This is a genomic window from uncultured Flavobacterium sp. (assembly GCF_951805225.1).
In the GTDB taxonomy this organism is placed as follows: Bacteria; Bacteroidota; Bacteroidia; order Flavobacteriales; family Flavobacteriaceae; genus Flavobacterium.
Map to the genome: position 1 here is coordinate 67009 of NZ_OX638201.1, position 23793 is coordinate 90801.

23 protein-coding genes are annotated in these 23793 nt (G+C 33.7%); 6 read left to right on the top strand and 17 right to left on the bottom strand.

The window, feature by feature from the left end; translation table 11 throughout:
- Positions 1 to 101: 101 nt before the first annotated feature.
- The 5 genes from WN975_RS00335 to WN975_RS00355 all read right to left on the bottom strand — a co-directional run bounded on the left by WN975_RS00335 (position 102) and on the right by WN975_RS00355 (position 5641).
- Positions 102 to 1103 (bottom strand): DUF6515 family protein, encoded by a 1002-nt coding sequence (locus WN975_RS00335; protein ID WP_337964683.1) that lies wholly within the window; start codon positions 1101 to 1103, stop codon positions 102 to 104.
- A 120-nt stretch (positions 1104 to 1223) separates the two neighbouring features.
- Entirely contained in the window at positions 1224 to 2429 is a 1206-nt protein-coding gene (locus WN975_RS00340) for a porin (protein ID WP_337964684.1), read from the bottom strand.
- A gap of 53 nt (positions 2430 to 2482) precedes the next feature.
- The gene (locus tag WN975_RS00345; protein ID WP_337964685.1) at positions 2483 to 2851 is read right to left on the bottom strand and encodes a hypothetical protein; all 369 of its coding nucleotides are present in this window, start codon (positions 2849 to 2851) and stop codon (positions 2483 to 2485) included.
- A complete protein-coding gene (locus tag WN975_RS00350; protein WP_337964686.1) occupies positions 2838 to 3071 on the bottom strand; it encodes a hypothetical protein in 234 nt (77 codons plus the stop codon). Before WN975_RS00350 ends, WN975_RS00345 begins: the two co-directional genes overlap by 14 nt.
- 128 nt (positions 3072 to 3199) lie before the next feature.
- Positions 3200 to 5641 (bottom strand): arylsulfatase, encoded by a 2442-nt coding sequence (locus WN975_RS00355; RefSeq protein WP_337964687.1) that lies wholly within the window; start codon positions 5639 to 5641, stop codon positions 3200 to 3202.
- 438 nt (positions 5642 to 6079) lie between these two features.
- Between WN975_RS00355 and WN975_RS00360 the strand changes: the two genes are divergently transcribed.
- The 6 genes from WN975_RS00360 to guaB all read left to right on the top strand — a co-directional run bounded on the left by WN975_RS00360 (position 6080) and on the right by guaB (position 12253).
- Positions 6080 to 7114 carry a quinone-dependent dihydroorotate dehydrogenase gene (locus tag WN975_RS00360; protein ID WP_337964688.1) on the top strand — a complete coding sequence of 345 codons (1035 nt, stop codon included), beginning with the start codon at positions 6080 to 6082 and terminating at the stop codon, positions 7112 to 7114.
- Between the two features lie 113 nt (positions 7115 to 7227).
- Positions 7228 to 8094: a hydroxymethylglutaryl-CoA lyase gene (locus WN975_RS00365; RefSeq protein ID WP_099711314.1), complete on the top strand. Its 867-nt coding sequence runs from the start codon at positions 7228 to 7230 to the stop codon at positions 8092 to 8094.
- Positions 8095 to 8124: 30 nt separating this feature from the next.
- Complete coding sequence (locus tag WN975_RS00370) at positions 8125 to 8454, top strand: hypothetical protein (protein ID WP_337964689.1); 330 nt, start codon at positions 8125 to 8127, stop codon at positions 8452 to 8454.
- Positions 8455 to 8565: 111 nt separating this feature from the next.
- The gene (locus WN975_RS00375; RefSeq protein WP_337964690.1) at positions 8566 to 9117 is read left to right on the top strand and encodes a hypothetical protein; all 552 of its coding nucleotides are present in this window, start codon (positions 8566 to 8568) and stop codon (positions 9115 to 9117) included.
- Positions 9114 to 10514: a DUF5723 family protein gene (locus WN975_RS00380; RefSeq protein ID WP_337964691.1), complete on the top strand. Its 1401-nt coding sequence runs from the start codon at positions 9114 to 9116 to the stop codon at positions 10512 to 10514. Before WN975_RS00375 ends, WN975_RS00380 begins: the two co-directional genes overlap by 4 nt.
- A 266-nt stretch (positions 10515 to 10780) precedes the next feature.
- Positions 10781 to 12253 carry an IMP dehydrogenase gene (guaB, locus tag WN975_RS00385; protein WP_099711317.1) on the top strand — a complete coding sequence of 491 codons (1473 nt, stop codon included), beginning with the start codon at positions 10781 to 10783 and terminating at the stop codon, positions 12251 to 12253.
- A 349-nt stretch (positions 12254 to 12602) separates the two neighbouring features.
- Here guaB and WN975_RS00390 read toward each other — a convergent pair whose 3' ends face one another.
- The 12 genes from WN975_RS00390 to WN975_RS00445 all read right to left on the bottom strand — a co-directional run bounded on the left by WN975_RS00390 (position 12603) and on the right by WN975_RS00445 (position 23726).
- On the bottom strand, positions 12603 to 13745 hold the full coding sequence (locus WN975_RS00390) for an NAD(P)/FAD-dependent oxidoreductase (RefSeq protein ID WP_337964692.1): 1143 nt from the start codon (positions 13743 to 13745) through the stop codon (positions 12603 to 12605).
- A 58-nt stretch (positions 13746 to 13803) separates the two neighbouring features.
- Positions 13804 to 14394 carry a TetR/AcrR family transcriptional regulator gene (locus WN975_RS00395; RefSeq protein WP_337964693.1) on the bottom strand — a complete coding sequence of 197 codons (591 nt, stop codon included), beginning with the start codon at positions 14392 to 14394 and terminating at the stop codon, positions 13804 to 13806.
- A gap of 388 nt (positions 14395 to 14782) precedes the next feature.
- Positions 14783 to 15664 (bottom strand): L,D-transpeptidase, encoded by an 882-nt coding sequence (locus tag WN975_RS00400; RefSeq protein ID WP_337964694.1) that lies wholly within the window; start codon positions 15662 to 15664, stop codon positions 14783 to 14785.
- Between the two features lie 87 nt (positions 15665 to 15751).
- Entirely contained in the window at positions 15752 to 16327 is a 576-nt protein-coding gene (locus WN975_RS00405; protein ID WP_337964695.1) for a hypothetical protein, read from the bottom strand.
- A 24-nt stretch (positions 16328 to 16351) separates the two neighbouring features.
- Positions 16352 to 16744, bottom strand: a complete 393-nt coding sequence (locus WN975_RS00410) for a hypothetical protein (protein ID WP_337964696.1) — start codon at positions 16742 to 16744, stop codon at positions 16352 to 16354.
- Positions 16745 to 16754: 10 nt separating this feature from the next.
- Complete coding sequence (locus WN975_RS00415) at positions 16755 to 17708, bottom strand: alpha/beta hydrolase (RefSeq protein ID WP_337964697.1); 954 nt, start codon at positions 17706 to 17708, stop codon at positions 16755 to 16757.
- 159 nt (positions 17709 to 17867) lie between these two features.
- Positions 17868 to 18110 (bottom strand): hexameric tyrosine-coordinated heme protein, encoded by a 243-nt coding sequence (locus tag WN975_RS00420; RefSeq protein WP_099711322.1) that lies wholly within the window; start codon positions 18108 to 18110, stop codon positions 17868 to 17870.
- A 111-nt stretch (positions 18111 to 18221) separates the two neighbouring features.
- Positions 18222 to 18803 (bottom strand): NUDIX domain-containing protein, encoded by a 582-nt coding sequence (locus tag WN975_RS00425; protein WP_121326099.1) that lies wholly within the window; start codon positions 18801 to 18803, stop codon positions 18222 to 18224.
- Positions 18804 to 18859: 56 nt separating this feature from the next.
- Complete coding sequence (locus WN975_RS00430; protein WP_099711324.1) at positions 18860 to 20131, bottom strand: adenylosuccinate synthase; 1272 nt, start codon at positions 20129 to 20131, stop codon at positions 18860 to 18862.
- A 94-nt stretch (positions 20132 to 20225) separates the two neighbouring features.
- Complete coding sequence (locus WN975_RS00435) at positions 20226 to 20684, bottom strand: transcriptional repressor (protein ID WP_029268726.1); 459 nt, start codon at positions 20682 to 20684, stop codon at positions 20226 to 20228.
- 183 nt (positions 20685 to 20867) lie between these two features.
- The gene (locus tag WN975_RS00440) at positions 20868 to 21416 is read right to left on the bottom strand and encodes a hypothetical protein (RefSeq protein ID WP_337964698.1); all 549 of its coding nucleotides are present in this window, start codon (positions 21414 to 21416) and stop codon (positions 20868 to 20870) included.
- Positions 21417 to 21503: 87 nt separating this feature from the next.
- Complete coding sequence (locus WN975_RS00445) at positions 21504 to 23726, bottom strand: RelA/SpoT family protein (RefSeq protein ID WP_337964699.1); 2223 nt, start codon at positions 23724 to 23726, stop codon at positions 21504 to 21506.
- Positions 23727 to 23793: the final 67 nt, after the last annotated feature.

The window sequence follows — 23793 nt, forward strand, 5'->3', positions numbered from 1 at the left end:
CGTAAATTATTATAAATATAGTAAAATAGGATTGTTAATAGGTTCTAAAGTTAAAAAAATAACTTAATAAACTCTATTTATTCGATATGGTTACTATGGATTTATTTATCTTCTTGAACTTCAACAACTTCGTATTTGTCTTTACCGTCTACTTGAACAGGTTGGTAGTAAGTTTCTCCAAATTTTACATATTTAGCGTCTCCTATCGTAACTTCTTCACCGCCTTCTGGTAAGTTATCTACAAGAGTTCCAGCGGTTGGCGCTACAACTTTGTACGAACTGCCATCTTTTTCATAATAGGTTCCTCCGTAATAATAATTATTGACGGTTCCGGTATTGACTGTTTCGGCTCCGCTTGGAATATTGTTTACGGTTCCTCCAACTGGTGCCGGTACTGCTGTATAACCTCCACTTGATGGTGCGTACCAAACTCCCTGATCATAATGATATTGAGTGCTTTCTACGCTTACTACAATTGCTGTTACTGCTAATGTTGCTACAAAAAATCCCCACGGATGCCAAACTGGTCCCCAATAAAATGGATGATAAGGACGTGGATAATAAGGATGATAACAATTGTATCTATAACCGCCATAACGATAAGGAGGACGAGCATATGGTCGCACGCCCGGTCTTACTATTGTGTTACGGTTGTTGCGAACATGGACACTATTGTTTACATTGATGTTTACATTGTTTCTATTTCTGTTAACAGTATTACCGCTAATATTGTTGTTTCTATTGCCGGTTCTGTTTCTGTTTACAGTGTTATTTGAGTTTCTGTTATTATTGATTGATTTATCTCCAATTTTTGAATTTGTAGAAGGTCTGTTAATTTTATTAGTTCCGGAACCATTAGCTCCAGGTCTGTTGGCTGTCGATGGTCTTTTTACTCCTGAACCAGATGAAGGTCTGTTTACTGCAGGTCTTGCTTGATTTGCCGGTCTGCTTACAGCTGGTCTTGCCTTACCTCCGCCGCCGCCTCTGTGTCCTCCGCCACCGCCACCATGACGTTGGGCAATACTATCAATTGAAATCAAAAAAAATGATCCCATTAAGCACATTAGTGCTAATTTTCTAAGAGTCTTTTTTATACTTTTCATTTTCAGTGTTTTATGTCCATTAAAATTATTAAAAATAAATAAGAATATTAGTGAAAATTAGAAAAATCATCTTACGTTTTATCTTTTCAGAAGATGATAATTCGAATCTAACTCATTTAATTAGAGAGAAATATCCCATTGTACTCTAAATCGCCATCCTGCTTCTAATGGCAATGTTTTGTCTTGAAAACTAAAATAACTAACTTCAGAAGTTAATTTGTTTTTATGTCCTTTAAAAAACCAATTGAAGGTTATTGTTGTTTCGTCTTGCAAGTTTTGCCTAAAATCATTGTTTGGGCGATATCCGGCATGTCTCGCGGCCATTTCTAAGTGTTCCGGCCACCAATGAAATGCATTATGAAAAAAATAACCAGCCTGAACATAATATCCTTTTAAAGTAGTTGTATCATTATTATTCAGTTTATCGATGATTTGTTTGTTGTGCCATTCGCTTTGCCACGAAAAACCACGATACATAAAAGCACTTTCAAAATTCCATTGATTTACGCGATATTGTCCCGGCAATCCATTTTCATAACCTTCTAAAGATCCTCCGCCTGCTTGCGAAAATCGGGTATAAGGGCTTCTGTTTGTTAATGCCGAAAAAGCAATAATAGGAGTTGGTTTTTCATGAAACTCGATATCACTTCCTTCAAAATCAAGAAATCTTCCTAAAAAGTTCCATTGTGTTCTTCCAAAATACATCAGATTATTATCATCATTAGATGTATTACCTCTTCCGGTTCCGGTTAAAGCTGCGACCCAATAATTAAAATCTGCAATTCCTTTTCCTTTAAGATGACCGTATATTTCAACACCCATTTGTCTGTCTGCTGTAAACGGACGATTTATCAGGGAGCGATCTACGGTTTGTTGTTCGCCGCTGCTGATAAAACGTTCGCGCGTATATTCGACTTTCCATTGACCGACTTTAAAACTTAACCATTCCCATTTTTCAATCATAAGTCTAAAATCAAGCAAATTAGATTGACTAAGTTCATATTCCCAATAATACTTTAGCCAAGGTTCGAATGCGTGACCGCCTACTTTTAATCTGGCGCGATTAATTTTGAAAGTGGTTTCTTTGTCCTTGCTGTAATCATCATATGTTACAGGATCCTGATCATTTGGAGTAGAAAATCGAAACTGAAATCGGCTTTGTAGTTGAAAAAGAAATTTATTATCTCTAGTTCGAAGTTCAATTCCTTTACTGCCATAACTAACATTGATTAATTTTGTGGTGTCTTTTTCCAGTTGCGCATTTGCCGAAATAATACTTAAAAACAATAACAATACAGGTAGGTTTCTTTTGATTTGGCTGTGCATATATTTGATTTTAATATATAGTTCTGTGTTTTCTTTTCTGAATATTTTAGATTTTAACCGCCAAAGTTTTTTGCAATTCCAAGTCCAATTCCCCAACTATCGTAAGCGTTCCATTTAAAATCATAACTAAAAGTTCCAAAAACTTCCCATCCTTTTGGCATTTCATAACCATATTCGGCTCCGGCACGAGTTAGAAGATAATCCTCTTCTTTAGCAAATTCTCCGCCCATTCCTATTAAAAAACTCCAGTGATCGTTGAGTTTGTAAATTCCCACAAGGGCAGGAGCAATTGGGTAACTTCTTTCGACAGTTTCCTTATCGTCGCCACTTTCGAGATTTTTTTCGACCTTAAATTTTTCGATAATAAAATCAGTATGTAAACCAATCGCCCATTTTTTACTTAAATGATTAAGTGTAATCAACTCCCCACGCAGGTAAACTCAAAACTTCTCGGTTTCCTTCATCATCTCTGCCTTCAAAAACATGAACATGATTGATAGAAATTCCAATTTGATGATGCGGTTTAAAAACTTCATTTTCTTCTTTTTCCTGAGCTGTAATTTTGTTTGGAAAGAAAAACGATAAACTAAAAATGATAGCTAAAAAGGAAGTTTTCTTTAAATAACTATTTGTATCACACATTTTGATAATTTATTAATGAAACGTTTATTTCGAAGTAAAAAAGAATAATTGCTTTTAAAGAAAAGAGGTATTTGCTGCCCATTTTACTGTACATGACAAATACCTCTTTTTAGATTATAGATTTAAAATTAATCTCTGTTTAAAGCTCTTTTTGCTTCACTGTTTAGATCAGAATATTCGATTTTCCCGACATTGATACCAACGCCATAAATTTCTCCGCCTTTGAATTCACCAGGTGTTTTGTATTCTTTACTAACTGCATCTCCGCTGTCAAATCCAACACAAAGTCCGTCTCCGGAAAGTGTGAATTTACCGGTTTGAGTTCTCATTGGTCCTGAAGCAACTTCTTTTCCATCAATATAAAGTTTCATTTTTCCAATTGATTCACCATTTGGACCTGCTTTTTCGCGGGTAAATTCCATACCAAAAACATGTTTTCCAGGTGTAATTTCAACATTCGAAGTAAATCTATGTTCAGGAGCGATTCCTAAGAAATTGTAGACATAATTCAGTTTTTTGTCTTTTAGAAATAAAGCGTGTCCGCCAAAACGAGATCCATGTGCAAAAAGAACTCCAGAAGCATTCGCATCTTTTAGATCGACATCGGCAACAATTTTATAAGAACGGCCACGAACATTTACGGCAACACCTTCCGGCACCGGAGCAGTTCCCGGATAATAAACATATTGATCGCGAGGCGCTTCAGATGAAGGTCTTTCTGTTCCTAAAACTTCAATAGCCGAACGGTCATCAAGTGGTAATACAAGATTTTTGGCAGCTTCTGAATTCCAGTCAGCAATTAATTCTTTTAATTTGTCCGGATATTTTTTTGCCAAATTGTTAGATTCAGCTCTGTCAATATCAGTATTATAAAGTTCCCATTCGTCTTTATCGAAGTTTCCTTTTCCAACAAGTGGCGCATGCAATGCTACTGCTTTCCAGCCATCTTTCCATAAAGCACGGCTTCCTAACATGGCAAAATACTGAATGTGTTTTTGAGTTTTTGTATCTGGCGTAGCATCAAAAGTATATTTCATAGATACTCCGGATAAAGGATATTGTGGAATTCCACGATATACTTTAGGCATTTCGACACCACAAACTTCTAATAATGTAGGAACAATATCTGTAGAATGGTGAAATTGATTGCGGACTTCTCCTTTTGCTTTTATTCCTTTTGGCCATGAAATAACTAACGGATCGCAAGTTCCACCGGCATATTCGCTATATCTTTTAAACATTTTAAAAGGAGTTGAAAATGCAGCTGCCCAACCTGTTGGATAATGCTCATAAGTATCTGGTCCGCCTAATTTGTCCAGATATTTTAGGTTTTCTTTTAGTTCATCAGGATATCCGTTGAAGAATTTATTTTCGTTAACAGAACCAGATGGAGATCCTTCTCCAGAAGCACCATTATCAGCAGCGTACAAAACAATTGTATTTTCTAATTGTCCTGTTTTTTCTAAATAATCAATGATACGCCCCACTTGAGCATCCGTATATTCAGAGAAACCTGCATAAACTTCAGCCAATCTTGAAAATAATTTCTTTTCGTCTGCACTTAGTTTATTCCAATCTAAAACTTCATCGCCCGGATTCGAAACTCCCGGAGGAAGCGGATTAAATTTGTCAAAGTTAGTTCCCTTTGGAATAATTCCTTTAGCGATCATTCTAGGCAAAACCCATTTGCGGTAAGCATCATAACCATCATCAAATTTACCTTTATATTTCGCTATATATTCTTCCGGCGCATGATGCGGCGCGTGATTTGCGCCCGGACAATACCACATAAACCAAGGTTTAGAAGGATTTGTAGCTTGCTGATCACGAATATATTCTAAAGCATGATCTGCTAAATCTTTAGATAAATGATAACCATCTTCCGGTCCGTATTTTGCTTCTGTAAAGTGATTGTCTTCAACTAAATCAGGATACCATTGATTGGTTTCTCCTCCAAGAAAACCATAGTAACGATCAAATCCCATTTGCAAAGGCCATGTACTTCTATCTCCTCCAGAAGCAACATCTTGTTCAGGAACGTTATGATCTTTTCCTATCCAGAAAGTGCTCCATCCGTTATCCTGCAAAACTTGTCCAATTGTCGCAACCTGTTTTGGCAATCTCCCACTTGCTCCCGGATAACCTGCTGCAGCTTCTGTAATTGCAGCCATACCGTTTAAATGATGATTTCGACCAGTTAATAAAGTAGAACGAGTAGGAGAACATAATGCCGTAGTGTGCCATTGTGTATAAATCAGTCCATTATCTGCCAGTTTTTGCAAAGTTGGCATGTTGATTCCTCCTCCAAATGGTGACCACGCTGCAAGACCAGTATCATCATATAAAATGAATAATATGTTTGGAGCGCCTTTTGGAGCTACTTTAGGAGTATAAGGAGTCCAGTCTTCTTTTGAGTCACGAATGTCCAGGCTAACTTTACCTTTAAAAGTTTCCTTTGTAATTTGTTGAGGATCTGCTTGAGCAGATGCTTTTGGTGTTATGCCGGGCAAAAGGCATAGTAGAAATAAAGCGATACTTTTTTTAAGCATCCTATTAGTACTGGTTTTCATGATTTAGTGGTATTAGTTATTATTGATTTGATTCTTGTCTTGATTATTAATGCAATTCTTGAATTTTCGATAAAATTTAACCGGTAAAAAATAATGTAACCTGATTTATGCGCTTATTAAATTTATTTTGTGAGGTTTATAACGTTTTTTGGATGATAAAGCTTCGAATAAAAATTTTCTTAAAAAACTCAAAATTAGAAAAGAAAAATCCTAACAGGCTTATTATTAGATTTCAAGTTGTTTCATTTTATAACTTGCAACAATAAAAAACTAGATTTTACCTTATTTGTGTTTAATTTTCTAAAATGGTAAAATTTTTTAAAGTCAGATTATCTGAAAAGTGATCTGGAAAATTCCAATGATTTGTTTCTGTAAAAAAGAGTCATTTTCAAGTATTATAATTAAATTTGCATCCAAAAAAACAACAACACAACTCTTATGTATAAATTGATAATTCGCCCGATACTTTTTTGGTTTGATCCGGAAGAAGTACATTATTTTACTTTTTCATTTGTTAAATTCATTTCAAAAATACCAGGAGTTTCATCAATAATCAGAGCGATTTACGAAGTAAAAGACAGTCGTTTAGAGCGTGAAGTTTTCGGCATTAAATTCAAAAATCCAGTTGGACTTGCCGCAGGATTTGATAAAGATGCTAAGTTGTACAAAGAGCTTTCTGATTTTGGTTTTGGATTCATCGAAATCGGAACCGTAACGCCGGTTGGTCAGGAAGGAAATCCTAAGAAACGTTTATTTCGTTTAAAAGAAGATCAGGCAATTATTAACCGAATGGGTTTTAATAATGGCGGAGTTCTTGAAGCCGTAGAACGTTTAAAAAAGAATTCAGGAGTTTTAATTGGAGGAAACATTGGGAAAAACAAAGTAACGCCAAACGAAAATGCTGTTGATGATTATATCATTTGCTTCGATGCTTTGTTTGATCATGTAGATTATTTTGTTGTGAATGTAAGTTCGCCAAATACTCCAAATCTAAGAGCGCTACAAGACAAAGAACCTTTGACAGCTTTATTGCAAACACTACAAAACAGAAATGTAGAAAAGCAAAAAACAAGTACTCAAAAAATAAAACCAATACTTTTAAAAATTGCTCCGGATCTTACAGACGAGCAATTATTGGATATTATTGATATTGTAAAAACCACTCAAATTGCTGGAGTAATTGCTACAAATACAACAATTTCAAGAGACGGATTACAGTCTGAAAATAAATCTGAAATGGGCGGATTATCAGGAAAACCATTAACAAAACGTTCGACTGAAGTAATTCGTTTTCTTTCGGAAAAAAGCAACAAAGCGTTTCCAATTATTGGAGTAGGAGGAATTCATTCTGCAGATGATGCCATCGAAAAGCTAAATGCCGGAGCAAGTTTAGTACAATTGTATACCGGATTTATCTACGAAGGTCCAGCTTTGATAAAAGCAATTAATAAAAAGGTTTTAAAGAATTTGTAATAAAAACGGTTAATTTAGAATAATACGTTTTTTTTATACAAATAATTAAAGAAAATTATAACTTTTATTTCTTTAAAAAAGAAACTAACTTAGCCTTTAGAAAAGAATAAGCTTTGAATAAAGAAATCAAAATTATCGAATGTCCACGTGATGCCATGCAAGGCATCAAAACCTTTATTCCCACAAAAAATAAAGTTACCTACATACAAGCTTTGCTTCGTGTGGGGTTTGATACCATTGATTTTGGGAGTTTTGTATCTCCCAAAGCTATTCCGCAAATGCAAGATACCGCTGAGGTTTTGGCGCAGCTTGATCTTTCGCAAACCACCAGTAAATTATTGGCTATAATTGCAAATACGCAAGGAGCGCAATTAGCGGCAGAACACGAACCTATTCAATATTTGGGATTTCCGTTTTCTATATCTGAGAATTTTCAGATGAGAAATACCCATAAAACCATCGCAGAATCATTGGTTACACTTGAAGAAATTCTTGAAATCGCCGATAAAAAAAATAAAGAAGTTGTAACCTATCTTTCAATGGGTTTCGGGAATCCTTACGGAGATCCGTGGAATGTTGAAATTGTAGGCGAATGGACTGAAAAACTTGCAGGAATGGGCGTAAAAATATTATCGCTTTCAGATACTGTTGGAAGTTCTACGCCGGAAGTGATTACCTATCTTTTTTCGAATTTAATTCCAAAATATCCCCAAATTGAGTTTGGCGCACATTTGCATACAACGCCAAATAGTTGGTTCGAAAAAATTGAAGCAGCTTCAAATGCTGGTTGCACACGTTTTGATGGAGCAATTCAGGGATTTGGCGGCTGTCCAATGGCAACGGACAAACTAACCGGAAATATGCCTACAGAAAAATTGATTTCTTATTTTACCGCCAATAAAAAAGTAACTGGATTAAATTCCTTAAGTTTTGAAAGTGCTTATAATGAAGCATCAAAATTGTTTGGGAAATTTCATTAAAAGAAAAATACAGAACAAATAATTAAACTAATGAAAGATTTTGAACTTTGGTTAGAATTTGAGGCAGTAGATCCTGGAAATTGGAGTATAGAAAATGAGTTTTGTAATATCCTTGTTAAGATGAAAGATGGAAGAGAGTACGGAATAAATGTCTGGACTTATGATTTTCTTAAAACGGCTATTGATTATGATAAAACCTATGGAGATAATCTTAACGGTTTGTATCAAATTCCAGCTGATTTATTTGTTAAAGAATTGACCAGAGATTGCATAGAAAAAACAATTCAGAATTTATTAGATATTGATAATAATCTTGAAAAAGTATTGAATCCCAGTATAATTTCAAAAACAGAGATTTAACATTAAAAGTACTGGATTATCTTACGATAAAAAGCTTATATTTACTTATATAACAGACAATAAGTAATCATAAATAATGTTATACATTATTTAATCAAATAAAAGCAAGCCATGAAATCAAATTTCATCAGCAGAATTTCTAAGATTTTACTTTTAGTTTTCGTGTTTTCTTCATGTTCAAGCAATTTGGATTTTGATCAGGTGAACGATTTCAAATTAACGCCAGTTTTTGTAGCAAATCTCGCTTATTTTAATGTTCCTGCGACTCAGCTTATAAATGATGGAGATGCACAAATAATTTATGATGAAAGTGAATTTAATGCTTTCAAAGACAAATTCTTTAGAGATAATCTAATGAAAGCCGAACTTGATTTTGAAGTTGAAAACACTATTGTCAGATCATTTACATTAGATATCGTTCTTCTGGATGCTAATGATCAGGTACTTGAAACAGATTCTTATAAAGTTCCGGCTTATTCAGGAACTTCAAATGTTATAAAATTCCCAACCGAAGTATTCGAAAATCAGAGATTAGATATTCTAAAAAAAACAGCAAAATTAGGTTTTATAGTCAGAATGGATGGAGGACCGCCATTAGACGCAAATAGTAAAGGAAGTTTAAAATTACGTTCCGGCGCAACTGTTTATATGGAAATAAAATGAGAAAGGCATATCTGATTTTAATGGTCGCTTTTCAGCTTGTTTGTTTCGCTCAAAACAAACAAGTGTTGTATAACTTTACGTCAATTCCCCAATCATTATTAGTAAATCCCGGTGCTGACGTTTCGTATAAATTTTATTTCGGAATCCCAATATTATCCGGAGTTTCAGCAAATTTAGGATCAAGTAGCTTTTCGGCTTATGATTTATTTGCCAATAACGGAGTAGATTTTAATGACAAAGTTCGAAGTATTATTAGTAATTCCTCCAATAAAGACAAAACTCAGGTCAATCAACAACTCGAAATTTTTTCCGGAGGTTTTAGAGTTGGCGGAAGAGAAAGTCAATCCTATATTTCGTTTGGAGCCTATCAGGAATTTGATTTCTTAATGTATTTTCCAAAAGATATTGCCATTTTAGCCGTCGACGGAAATCAAAAATACATTGGAAAAACATTCGATTTATCCGATCTGAATCTTCGAGCCGAAGTTCTTTCGGTATTTCATGTTGGATATCACAGAAAACTAAGTGAAAAACTGGTTTTAGGTGGTCGAGCCAAAATTTATTCCAGTGGAGCAAATGCTACGTCGACCCATAATTCGGGTTTCATTTTTACGGGAGAAAGCGCCAATACGCCCAATCTTTATAATCAGGTAATATCGTCAAATCTCGAATTAAAAACTTCAGGTCTTAGTAAGTTTACAAAAGACGAATACGAAGGAAGTATTCCCAGTGATATTGCTCATAATACTTTCTTCAACGGAAGTTTAGGTTTAGGAATTGATGCCGGAATTACCTATTATATTAAAGAAAACCTTCAGTTTACAGCAAGTATAATCGACCTTGGATTTATAAGACAATCAAAAGATATAGAAACGCTCAACTATAAAGGAACTTATAATTATAAAGGCGCAAACCCTAATTTTCTAGGTTCAAACAAGCCCGAAGATGTTTTTGATGAATTTGACAAAGCCATTCCGCGAGACACTTTATATAATAAATATACAACTTGGCGGCCAACAAAATTATACTCGTCAATTCAATATTCATTTGGAGAATCACGATCAGATGAAGAATGTAATTGCAAAGGCAGCGTTACCAGAAAATATGTTAACGGAATAGGAGGGCAGCTATTTGCGATGACTATGCCAAACGAACCATATGTTGCTTTGACTGCTTTTTACAGACGAAGTATTTTCGAAAAATTAGATTTCAAAGCCACATATACAATCGATCCATATTCGAATAAAAATATAGGATTAGGACTTTCAGGAACCCTCGGAAAACTAAATATGTATCTTCTCGTCGATAATGTTCTCGAGTATAGAGATGTCTCAAAAGCCAATAGTCTGGCATTTCAATTCGGATTCAACTTTGTTTTTCAGGATTCTGAAGATTGATTTTTACCATATAAGTTATATAAGTTCATTTAATTGTTGTTTGCTGCAGTTTTTTGTATTGTCAATTCGAGCGTGGTCGAGAACTATGTGCAAAGTAATATCAAATAAGCTAAGAATTAAATGAACTTACATAACTTATATGGTTTAAAATAATATAGAGCTTTTTTGTAAGCACTTTCCTGTAAAGTTAAATTTATGAATAAGTTAGTATTCAAGTTTCCAATTTATTCACTATATTTGCACGCAATTCAACTAGAAATTGCAACATGATAGCACACAACTCCAAGATTATCGGCGAAGGTTTAACTTACGACGATGTATTATTAGTACCTAACTACTCGAATGTGCTTCCTCGCGAAGTGAGTATCAAATCAAAATTTTCACGAAATATAACGCTAAACGTTCCAATAGTATCAGCTGCTATGGATACCGTTACCGAAAGTGCAATGGCAATCGCTATGGCGCAAGAAGGCGGAATTGGTGTTTTACATAAAAACATGACCATCGAGCAACAAGCTGCGAAGGTAAGAAGAGTAAAACGTGCTGAGTCAGGAATGATTATCGATCCGGTAACATTGCCAATGAACTCGACAATTGCAGATGCAAAAAATGCAATGAAAGAATTCGGAATTGGCGGAATCCCAATCGTTGACGAAAACAAAATCTTAAAAGGAATCGTTACAAATCGTGACTTACGTTTTGAGAAAAATGGTGCAAGACCAATCGCTGAGGTAATGACAAGTACAAACTTAGTAACTGTTGCCGAAGGAACTTCATTAGAACAAGCCGAAGTAGTTTTACAAGGTCACAAAATCGAAAAATTACCGGTAGTAAACGCTAATTATGAATTAGTTGGTTTAATAACCTTTAGAGATATCACAAAACTGACGCAAAAACCAATCGCTAACAAAGATATTTTTGGTCGTTTAAGAGTAGCTGCCGCAATTGGAGTTACAGGTGACGCAGTCTTAAGAGCAGAAGCATTAGTTGCTGCTGGAGTAGATGCAATCATCATCGATACCGCTCACGGACATACAGAAGGTGTTGTAAATACCTTAAAAGAAGTAAAATCAAAATTCCCTCAAATAGATGTAATTGTTGGAAACATTGCAACTCCGGAAGCAGCTAAATATTTAGTAGAAAACGGAGCAGATGGAGTAAAAGTAGGGATTGGACCAGGTTCTATCTGTACAACTCGTATCGTTGCAGGTGTTGGTTTTCCTCAATTCTCAGCAGTTCTTGAAGTAGCAGCAGCTATTAAAGGAACAGGAGTTCCGGTTATTGCAGATGGTGGAATTCGTTACACAGGAGATATTCCTAAAGCAATTGCAGCAGGAGCTGATTGTGTAATGTTAGGTTCATTATTAGCAGGAACAAAAGAATCTCCGGGAGAAACAATTATTTTCGAAGGAAGAAAATTCAAATCATACCGCGGAATGGGTTCTGTTGAAGCTATGCAAACAGGTTCAAAAGATCGTTATTTCCAAGATGTTGAAGACGACGTTAAAAAATTAGTTCCGGAAGGAATTGTTGGTCGTGTTCCTTACAAAGGAGAATTAAACGAAAGTATGCTTCAATTTATCGGAGGTCTTCGCGCCGGAATGGGATACTGTGGTTCAAAAGATATTCCAACATTACAAGAAACAGGACGTTTTGTTAGAATCACGTCAAGCGGAATCACTGAAAGTCACCCACATAATGTTACAATTACAAAAGAAGCTCCAAATTATTCAAGATAATTTTTAGTTTTCTATTATAAAACAAAAGGCGTAAGAGTTTAATTCTTACGCCTTTTTTATTTTTAATTAGTTATTCCGATTTCTATACTATTTTTTAGGAGCTAATCCCGCACCCGAGGATACCTTTGTCAAAGTTTTAAACTTTGACAAAGGTTTACGTTATCTAATATTCATAATCTTGTCATTTCGACCGGAGGGAGAAATCACACTAGAAGCTCCGTCATCAAAATCGCCAATTTTTGTCGAGTTTCGCGTGTGATTTCTCCTCCGTCAAAATGACAAAACAATAAACACAATTCATATTAACGTCATATTAAATGAACTTACATCACTTATATGGTGAAAAAAATCAAGCATCACGACTATTCAAAATATCTTCAGAAGTAACATCAGAATGTAATAATTCTTCCATTTTTTTGGTCATACGTTGCGCTTCTAAAGCGTAGCCAAACATTTTTTGTTCGTAATCATCAATTGCCGATTGTAGATCTGAAAATTCTCCATTAGTCAAATTCTCTGTCAATTGATAAGCGTCCATTAAACCCATATTAACGCCTTCGCCTGCAAATGGAGGCATTACATGCGCTGCATCGCCAACAAGTGTAATATTTGAATGCGTTTTCCAAGGTTCTTCTAATGAAAATAATCTTAATGGTAATCCTGAAAAATCTGTTGAAGCATTAAAAAATGTTTTATAATCATCGCTCCAATTTGCGAAAGTTTCATTTAAAAATACTCGTATTTCTGCGTCATTTTCAAAATCAAGACCGTTATTTAAAACCCAATTTTCATCAGCTTTAAACGAAACTCCAAAGTGAACCGAGCCATCTCGCAAAGTATGCGTGTAAAACATTTTTTGTTCTCCCATTGCCATCACATTTCCGTTGCCATATTTTGGTTTGAAAGCTGGATAATCGATATCCGGATTTACAATTTCTCCCTGAATAATATAAGTACCGGAAAGTTGAGGTTCAGTATCGGTGACAAATTTTCTAGCGTTTGATCTTCCGCCGTTAGCGACAATAACAAAATCGGTAATTGTTTTAAAACCATTTTTGAATTCTAAATGATATTCGTCTTCAACTTTTTTAATATCAGTCAAATGGCTGTCCCAGACAACAGTATTTTCTTGGAGATTTTCGAGCATAATTTTTCTTAAATCATTTCTATCAATTTCAGGACGTGAATACGCATTAGTTTCATCAGGCATTTCATCCGAAGTAATATTTCCATGCATATCTGCCATTTTCTCGCCAGTTGGTCGTGCATATTTATAGAAAACGTCCATTAAATTAGCTTTTTGTATCGCTTTTTGCCCTGAATCTGAATGAATATCAAGCGTTCCTCCAGAAGTTCTGGCTTTTGCATTGATATCTCTTTCATAAACCGTAACATCTGCGCCGTTGATTTGTAAAATGCGAGCAGTTGTTAATCCAACAGGACCTCCGCCAATAATGGCTATTTTTTTATTTTTTATAAGTGATGTATTCATTTTATAGATATTGTATTTTTAATTGAATTTGCTTTTTGATATTGAGATTGATTTTTGTTTAAGGAGTTAAAGCCTTTATAACCAAATTAAAAGCTTCATCTCTAATTTCTTCAGTAAAAACAAAAGGTTTACCTGACATCGATTTTCCTTCTCTGTGAAGTTCTAAAAGAGAATAAAGTGATCCATAAGCAATACTCCAGAAAACTTCGAAAGTAACAGGAAGAAGTTCCTTTTTTTCGATTGCTTTGGTAATAAATTTTGACATTTGATCTTTAAAATCCGAAGTGATTTCAGTTAAAATAGCATCGCCGTAACTGGAATGTTTTAAAAGTTCAAGACAAGTAGTTTGCAAGGAAAAATTGATTGCAAATTTTGAACGGTTTTCCCATTGTTGGCGTAAACCATCTACAAACGACATTTCAGAAGAAAAATCAACCAACATTTCATTGAAGAAATTTTTGCCAATATCAATTCCTATTTTGCGAATAAGATCTTCTTTGTCCGAATAATAGATATACAATGTCGCTACAGAAACGCCGCATTCTTTTGCCAAACGATTCATTCCAAATCCTTCTACGCCTTGCGCAACAAGCATTTCAATAGCTTTTTGTTTTACAATTTCTTCTTTATTTGTGTCTCTTGTTCTCATAATTTGAATTAATTATGGTACAAAGATATTAATAATAAATGAACGTTCGCTTATTTATTTAAAAAAGGTTCAAAGTTGCACAGGTTCAAAGGTACAAAGGGTCGTGCTTTGATTGTTTATTGAGAAAAAGGTTCTGAGGTTTTTTTTACCGTAGAGGCGCACAGCAGTGCGTCTTACTCAATGTAGATGGCTTGTGTTTAAATAAAAAAATGAAATGTAATTATTGAATAGGCTCAAGCTTTAGTTGGAGATAATAAAAGGGAATAGGAAAAGGCTTTAGCCAAATTTTTAAAGAATTGCAATTTGCATCATCATGTAAACATAAAAAAAGCCGCTAATACAATTCCCCAAAATTATAATAGCAGCTTTTTTTTTGATAAAAATATTTTTAAGGAGTAGCGGTTTGCTCCGCTTCTCTAACTTTTTGATTGTCTAAAATTTTCTGTATAAAAGGTTTTGCTTGAGTTTCAATTTCAGATTCGGAAATATCAAGCGCTTTTGCATCTTTAGCTAATTGTAACCAAGGTTTTGGCCCATCAAAATTATAACTTCCAAAAACGATTACCGGAGTTCCTTTTACTTTTACATTTTCTTTGTCTTTCAAGATCCATTCATCAGCCCATTTATAAAGATATTTAGCGTCTTTTTCTTGTAATCTTAAACAAGAATGCGATGCTGGATAACCTGGTAAAGCATATTCGTGGAAACCAACTCCAAGTTTATTCTCGATGTTAAAATTCCATTTTAAATCCCACTCGTCGTTAAAAGTACTGGTTGTTTTTTCGGCTTTCCAATTGGTGAAAAATAATCCGGTTGGAGTAGGATCTTTTTTTCTTCCCATATTTGTTGGTCCAGTATAAACTAATTCTCCATTTTCGTAAGCGGCAAATGTCTGAGTAGGATAGGAGAAAATTATAACTTTTGAAACTTCTGCTAAAGCTGCAACATGCAACGGAAACGGAAGATAATAAACAATATCACCACTAAAATCAGACGGAATTACCACTGAATCTAATTTTGCGAAATTGGCTTTATCTGTTCGATTTATAGCGTAAGCAATCTGAAGTTTACTGCTGTCAGATTCATTTACTTTTAGCCATTCTTTGGTCTTTTCTAAATGAAATTCAACAGATTGTGGCTTTTTATATTCAATTGCTTTTTTTGGCTTAGCTTTCTCTTTCGTTTCAGTAGATTCGCTTTTTTTGCATGAACCCAAAAGAGCTAAAACAAGTACAAGGAGGATATTTGATGTATAATATAACTTTTTCATAAACTGCTTTTTTATTTAATGTAAAGTTATTTTATTCACCTCTTAAAAGGATTACACAATTTCTTGATTTGGTTATTGGATTTTCATTTAAGTAATGGCGTTAATCTCATATAAACCATCCAGAATCAGTTTGAAAAGTTCAATCAAAGATTTTAAGATTTCAATATCCTGAATTTTTCCATCCATAAAATAAGACAATTCAAATTCGTTTTTGGGTAATTCTTTTTCCCAAATTCCCTGATGATTTGAAATTTGAATATTGACATCTGTCTGAGAACTAATGAGGTTTCTAATCTCTTTATTACGTAATAATGTTTTTATTTTAAGTTCATTATTGCTTTTAATGGTAAATGCTTTATCAAAATCCGCATAACCGATTTCGATGTCTTGGGCTCCAAAAAGTTTTTCGACTTTTCGAACAAATCCTTCGCGATAGATTTCAAATTTAAAATTATCTGTCAAAGTAATTCGAGCGATAACTCGGGTCATTTGTGTGCTATATTTCCCAGACCATAGTCTATAGTTATCAGAAATAATTGTCCATTTTTTGTAATTAATGGTATTAGAATCTGAACGCCAGGAATATCCTTCCTTAAAAGTTCCGTTAGTTTCGTTTGCGAGTTCTTGCCAGATGTTTATTTTGTTTTTTGAAGTATCAAGCATTGAATTTTGATGTTTTAAAAGATTTTACTTTATGATTTTATATTTCATAGGAAAGGTTTGATCGCGAATAGTTGCAGTTCCGTAAATAATATCATTTTTTATTTTTTCAAACTTCACATTCATGATTTCTCCTACTTTAAATGGAAAATTTGGTAAATTGATTTCTGTTATTTTAGCATTATACTCACAATCACTTAACCATTCCAGATCAGATTTAATGTAATATTTTCCACCTTCTGAATTCTCAACATGTTTATTATCTTTAATAGTAATATAATCAGTATTGTCTAGCTTGTGTGCATATTTTAATTTGACATCCTTAAGAATCTTGCAGTCAAAGTTTTGATTATTCTGAGCCATTGAAATTGTTGTTGTAAGAAATAAAATTAAAAGAGAAAGTGAATTTAATAATTTCATTTTGTAAAGATTAGATTGTTTTTTTATTTAATAGAAAATCAGAAATATTTTTAGTCCATTCGGTTTTATTTTTTATCAAATAATTTTCATGTCCAGTTTCTTTATAAATCTTCAAGTTTTTAGGGCCATTTAAATTTGTATAAATTTCATCGATTTCTTTTCTGCTTACATTTTTATCTTTTTCTCCATAAAGCAATAAAGTTGGACAAGTTATAGATTTTGCATATTCTGTTGGATTATGACTAAATCCCCAAAATCCATTTTGAATTCCGCCCCAAAATAATAAAATGCCAGCCATTGGAAAAGTAGGCGCATTCATTTTTTTGAATCTGGCGCAAACGGTTTTATACATCGAACCAAAAGGACATTCAATTATTATTCCTTTAGGTTCTATTTTATTATCACTAATGCATTTCATTATTGCAACTGCGCCCATTGAAGTACCAAATAAGTATATATTTTTTTCACCTGTTTGAGATACATAATCAAAAGCAGTTTTTACTTCTTCAGCTTCTTTATAGCCAATTGTAGTTTGATTTCCTTCTGAGTTTCCACTTCCCATAAAATCTACAAGCATAGTATTGAAACCAAGTTTTATAAATTCATCTGATTTATCAAGCATTGAAGATTTTTCACCACCATAACCGTGAAATATAATTATTGTTCCTTTTGATTTTTCGGTTTTGATTAACCAACATTCAATTTCTTTATTGCTTTTTAGTTTTATGGTTTGATATTTTTGAACAGGAAATTGTGTGTTTTTTGGCTTAGGATAATTGACTCCAAAAGCTAAAGTTTTTATTTTTTCAAAAGATGATAATTTTTCCGGGCTTTTAGTTTTTATTGATTCATTTTCTGCAAAATGCGTGAATTTATAGGCATGAACAAATGCTATGATATTAATTATTAGAAAAATAATCAGGAATACTCTAATGTATTTTCTTCGACTTTTAAATAATTTCATTAGAAGTAATTTTGTATTTGGAAGGTTATCTTTTGAACTTAAAAATAGTCAAAAAAATGCAAATCAAACTTAAAACTAATCGGATGAAATAATTCTTTTAAAGAAAGAAATCACACAACTTTCAATAAACAGAAAAGTTATGTGATTTTTTGAGAAGTCTTATTTTCTCCAGTAATTATTTGCAGCCGCAATAGTTGCAAATTCTGTAGCAACAGTTTGTCCAACCGCAATTAGCATAGCTGCATCTTCTGCATAAATTGGACGTAATTTTTCTCTAACTGCAGCGTCTGGCTGTGTAATTTTAATAATTAAACGAGCCATTTTTACGGCTAATTGACGACCTTCTTCCGGAGTATTTGTTATAAGAGAATTATTCGGGATTAATTGAACTTGATCAGACATGATTACTTTGTTTTTGATTAACTTTTTTTGAATTAAAATTAAAGAAAATTTCAATTGTAAATGAGTTAATGTGTTTGATAATCAGTGTTTAATTCGAAACAAATATTAATTCTAAATTAGTCCTTTTATCTTTGCGTGCTGTAATAATAAAATGGTTTTGGCATCTGTAATCTCTCCGGATTCTATCATTGCATACGCTTCGTCAAAAGTATATTCCAGAACTTCGATATTTTCCTGTTCAGCATCTAATCCACCGCCTTCATTCACTTTCATGGTTTCGTCATATTCTCCAACAAAAAGGTATAAAATTTCGGTTACAGATCCCGGAGACATATAAGTTTCGATAACTTTCTGAACCTTTTTTAAACGATAACCTGTTTCTTCTTCTGTCTCACGAATAACAGCTTGTTCAGCATTATCCTGATCAAGAAGTCCAGCGCAAACCTCAATCATCATTCCGGTTTTATTTCCGTTAAGGAAAGTTGGCAAACGAAATTGTCTCGTTAGAATTACCGTTTTCTTTAAAGTATTGTATAGTAAAATTGCAGCTCCATTTCCTCTGTCGTAAACTTCGCGGATGTGAGATTCTATTTTACCATCTTTCATTTCATAATCAAAAGTTACTTTGTTCAGGATATACCAATTGTCTGATAATAACTTCGTTTCGGTAACTTTAATTTTTGGATTTTTCATAACTAGAAATGTTTTGTATAAAAAAACGCTCTGGTTATCAGAGCGTTTAGTAATTATTATTTTGTTATTGTTTGCTTTCTGTCTGGTCCAACAGATACAATCTTAATTGGCACTCCAACTTCAGCTTCAATAAACTCAATATATTCTTTTAGCTCGATAGGTAATTGATCGTAAGTTGTCAATCCTGTTAAATCAGCTTGCCATCCTTTAAACTCTTTATAAACAGGAGTTACGTTTTCTGGCTCGATGTTATAAGGAAAGTGAGAAATGTTTTGTCCTTTGTAGTTGTACTCTGTACAAACTTTTAAAGTTTCGAATCCTGAAAGAACGTCACCTTTCATCATCATTAATTGAGTAACACCGTTTACCTGAACAGCATATTTTAAAGCTACAAGGTCTAACCATCCACAACGTCTTTGTCTTCCTGTTACAGATCCAAATTCGTTTCCAACTCTTGCCATTGTTGCACCAACTTCGTCAAAAAGTTCAGTTGGGAAAGGTCCGCTACCAACACGAGTAACATAAGCTTTAAAAATTCCGTAAACCTCTTTGATTTTGTTAGGAGCAATTCCTAAACCAGTACAAGCTCCGGCAGCAGTAGTATTTGATGAAGTTACGAAAGGGTAAGTTCCAAAATCAACATCTAATAATGAACCTTGAGCTCCTTCGCATAAAATAGATTTACCTGCTTTTTGAGCTTGGTAGATATATTCTTCACTGTCAATAAAGTCTAATTTTTTTAATTCTTCAATAGCTTCAAAGAACTCTTTTTCAAGTTCATCTAAGTTATATTGAATCGCTACATCATAAAAAGCAATCATTGCTTCATGTTTGTCAGCCAAAGCTCTGTAACGATCTTTAAAGTCTTCTAATTCGATATCTCCAACACGTAAACCGTTTCTACCAGTTTTGTCCATATAAGTTGGACCAATTCCTTTAAGTGTAGAACCAATTTTTGCTTTTCCTTTTGATGCCTCAGAAGCTGCATCTAACAAACGGTGTGTTGGTAAAATTAAATGTGCTTTTCTTGAAATGATCAATTTACTTTTGATGTCAAGGTTAAATTTCTCTAAACCTTCAATTTCTTTTTGAAAAACTACCGGATCTATTACAACACCGTTTCCGATGATGTTTATTGATTTTTTATGAAAAATTCCAGAAGGAATGGTTCTTAGTACATGTTTGATTCCGTCAAATTCTAATGTATGTCCTGCGTTTGGTCCTCCTTGAAAACGTGCAATAATATCATAATTAGAGGTAAGAACGTCAACAATTTTCCCTTTACCTTCATCTCCCCATTGTAATCCTAATAATAAATCTACGGTCATTCTGTTTTAATTTGCGTTGAGGCAATCTCAATTGCCCTACTGATTAATGTAGTTAATTTTCTTTTTTTTATTTTTTAAATAATTCCTTTCCGGATTATTGTTTTTGCTTTTTGTTTCCGTAGAAATACAAGGAATGATTCGTAATTTCGATATCAAATATTTCTTCGATTGTTTTTTTGATGGTCTGAATCCTTGGATCGCAAAATTCAATTACTTCGCCAGAATCAGTCATGATAATGTGATCGTGCTGTTTGTCGAAATACGATTTTTCGTAATAAGCCTGATTTTGCCCAAATTGATGTTTTCTAACCAAAGCGCAGTCTAACAATAACTCGATCGTGTTGTATAAAGTAGCCCTACTCACACGATAGTTCTTGTTTTTCATTTTGATATATAAGTTTTCTATGTCAAAATGCTCTTCGCTATCGTAAATTTCCTGAAGTATAGCATAACGCTCAGGAGTTTTGCGATGCCCTTTTTGTTCAAGATACATTGTAAAAACGTTTTTTACAATTTCTTGATTTCTAGTGTTGTCAGTTGAAATGAGTGTCATATCCGGCAAAGATAAATTTTTATTTTTAATGAATAAAAGTTTCGGGTTTAAAGTTTAACGTTCCTCTTTTAATTTGAGTAGCGATAATGCACTAATTTAAGGCTTTTACGCTAATAATGTTTAAAGAATCCAGATAAGCTTAATTAACATAATTATTTTTATTTATGATAAAACTAACAATCTTTATTTAGTTTTAGACATGTACATATACCAATTCCATTCCCAGGTTTCTCCGTTATCATCAGACATTGCCTGACTCCAAACCGGATTTTTTTCGTCTCTGGCATCCCAACGAAATACTTGCAAAACATTTTTATCTTCAAATATATCTTTCGAAAAAAAATGTCCAATCTTGTTTTCAAACGAACCAACTACTGGTTTGTCCAAAGTTCCGGTAGTAGAATCCGCCCAATAAATACTCCATAATTTTGTTTTTGGATTAAAAAGGCGAACTGTCATTCCTTCAAATGGTTCATTGTCAAAAGTGGCGAGAAAATTATCAATATTTCCAATTCCGTTCAGGATTTTGTACATTTCCTGAGTCGAAGAAAATTCAATCCATTCTGTACAATTTGCAAATCTCTTCTTTAGTTTTTTATTCCGAATAATTGATTTCCCCTGAAAAAAATCAAAGTCATCTTTTGAAGAAGATTCAGAAGCAACAATTAAAAGCGCTCCGTTTTCGTCAAAATTTACTTTTGGAATTTCTATTTCTAAGGAATTATTTATCATGAAAAAAAATATAAGAATAATTGAAGTAAAATAGTCACGATATAGGATTCTTCTTTTGACTTTAAGACTTTAAACTTTCGACTAATTTTAGGTTCTGTATTCTCTCGTTACTTTATCAACGCCATCAATCTTTTTAATCGCATTAATCATTTTCTTCAAAATGGTATTATTTTTTACAATAACAGCAATTTGTCCGTGAAAAATTCCAGCATCAGTACTTAACGAAATACTTTGGATATTCACGCTCATATTGTTCGAAATTACTCTTGTTAATTGATTTGTAAGTCCCAAAACATCCATTCCGGTAATGTTGATAATGGCTTTGAATTCTTCTTGCGAAGAGTCGATCCATTTGGCGCTCATGATACGATATGCATAATTGGATTGCATTCCAATTGCGTTCGGGCAATCTTTTTTGTGTACTTTGATTCCTTCGTTTATAGTTACAAAACCAAAAACATCGTCTCCGGGAATTGGGTTACAACATTGCGAAAGTTTGTAATCGAGTTTGTCGTGCTCCGTTCCAAAAACCAACATATCATAATTACTGCTGATAACAGGTTTATGAATGTCATCTGCAGCCGTAGTATCTTTATTTCGTTTAATTTTATTTTTAAAGAAATTGATAAAAGTGTTGCTTTTTTGGGCAGCATAATCTTTTAATTGCTGATTTTCGATTGCACCAATACCAACTCTGTAAAACAAATCTAAACTTGTTTTAAGTTTAAAAAAGTTAACCAATTCATTGATTACTTGTTCGTTGATGGTTATTTTAAGATGCTTAAGTTTTCTGGTAAGTAATTCTTTTCCTTCTTCGGCAATTTTTTTAGTGTTCTCGTTAAGAACGTTTTTAATCTTGTTTTTGGCTCTTGAAGTTGTTACGTATTCTAACCAGTTTACGGTTGGTTTTTGATTAACCGAAGTAATAACTTCAACCTGATCACCGCTTTTTAGTTCGTGATTTAATGGAACCAAGCGCCCATTAACACGAGTTCCTCTGGTTTTAATTCCAATTTCAGAGTGAATACTAAACGCAAAATCAAGAGAAGTAGCACCTTTTGGCAATGATTTAATTTCACCTTTTGGCGTAAAGACGAAGATTTCTTTCGAATATAAATTCATTTTAAAATCTTCAACAAAATCTACCGCATTGGTTTCCTGATTTTCTAATGCTTCGCGAAGTAAATTCAACCAAACGTCAAGACCACTTTCTTCTGTGGCACCGTTTTTATATTTGTAATGCGCTGCATAACCTTTTTCGGCAATTTCATCCATACGTTCGCTTCGAACCTGCACTTCGACCCAACGACCTTTTGGTCCCATAACGGTAATGTGCAAAGCTTCGTAACCGGTAGATTTTGGAGACGAAATCCAGTCACGCAAACGACTTGGGCTCGGTCTGTAATGATCTGTTACGATGGAATATATTTTCCATGCCACAAATTTTTCGTCGTGCTGATCCGATTTATAGACAATTCTTAAAGCAAATTTGTCATAAACTTCGTCAAAACTCACATTCTGAGCACGCATTTTTCGACGAATCGAATAAATAGATTTCGGACGCCCTTTTATGATATAATCAATATTTTCTAAGTCTAAGGATTTTTTCAAAACATCCGAAATGTCTTTGATATAAGCATCCTGTTCCTCTTTTGTTTCTCTGATTTTACTAACAATGTCGTTGTAAACAGCAGGTTCTGTATATTTTAAACCTAAATCTTCCAGTTTAGTTTTAATATTATAAAGTCCTAAACGGTGGGCGAGTGGCGCATAAATATAAAGCGTTTCAGAGGCGATTTTGGTTTGTTTGTATTCCGCCATCGAATCCATAGTTTGCATATTGTGCAAACGATCTGCCAGTTTTATCAAAATTACACGAACGTCATCGTTCAGCGTAAGGATCATTTTTCTAAAATTCTCTGCTTGCATTGAAGCATTCAGGTCTTTTTGAACCAATGAGATTTTGGTTAAACCTTCAACTAACTGCGCTACTTTTGGGTTGAATAATCGTTCAATATCTTCAACAGTTATTGGAGTATCTTCAACAACATCGTGCAATAAAGCCGCAGCAATAGAGGTCGCTCCCAAACCAATTTCTGAGGCAACAATTTTTGCAACTGCAATAGGATGAAAGATATACGCTTCGCCAGATTTGCGTCTTTGTTCTTTGTGTGCGTCAACGGCAACATCAAATGCTTTACGAATAAGTTTTTTGTCGGTTGGGCTTAAAGTCTGATAACTGATTCGAAGTAATTCTTTGTACTCTTGGGCAATTGCTTTATTTTCTTTTTCAATATCTATTTCTATCATAACGGCATAGTTCAAGTACTAAAAATAGCAATAAGTTTGAACATACGCAAGGGAATGGAAGGTTGAT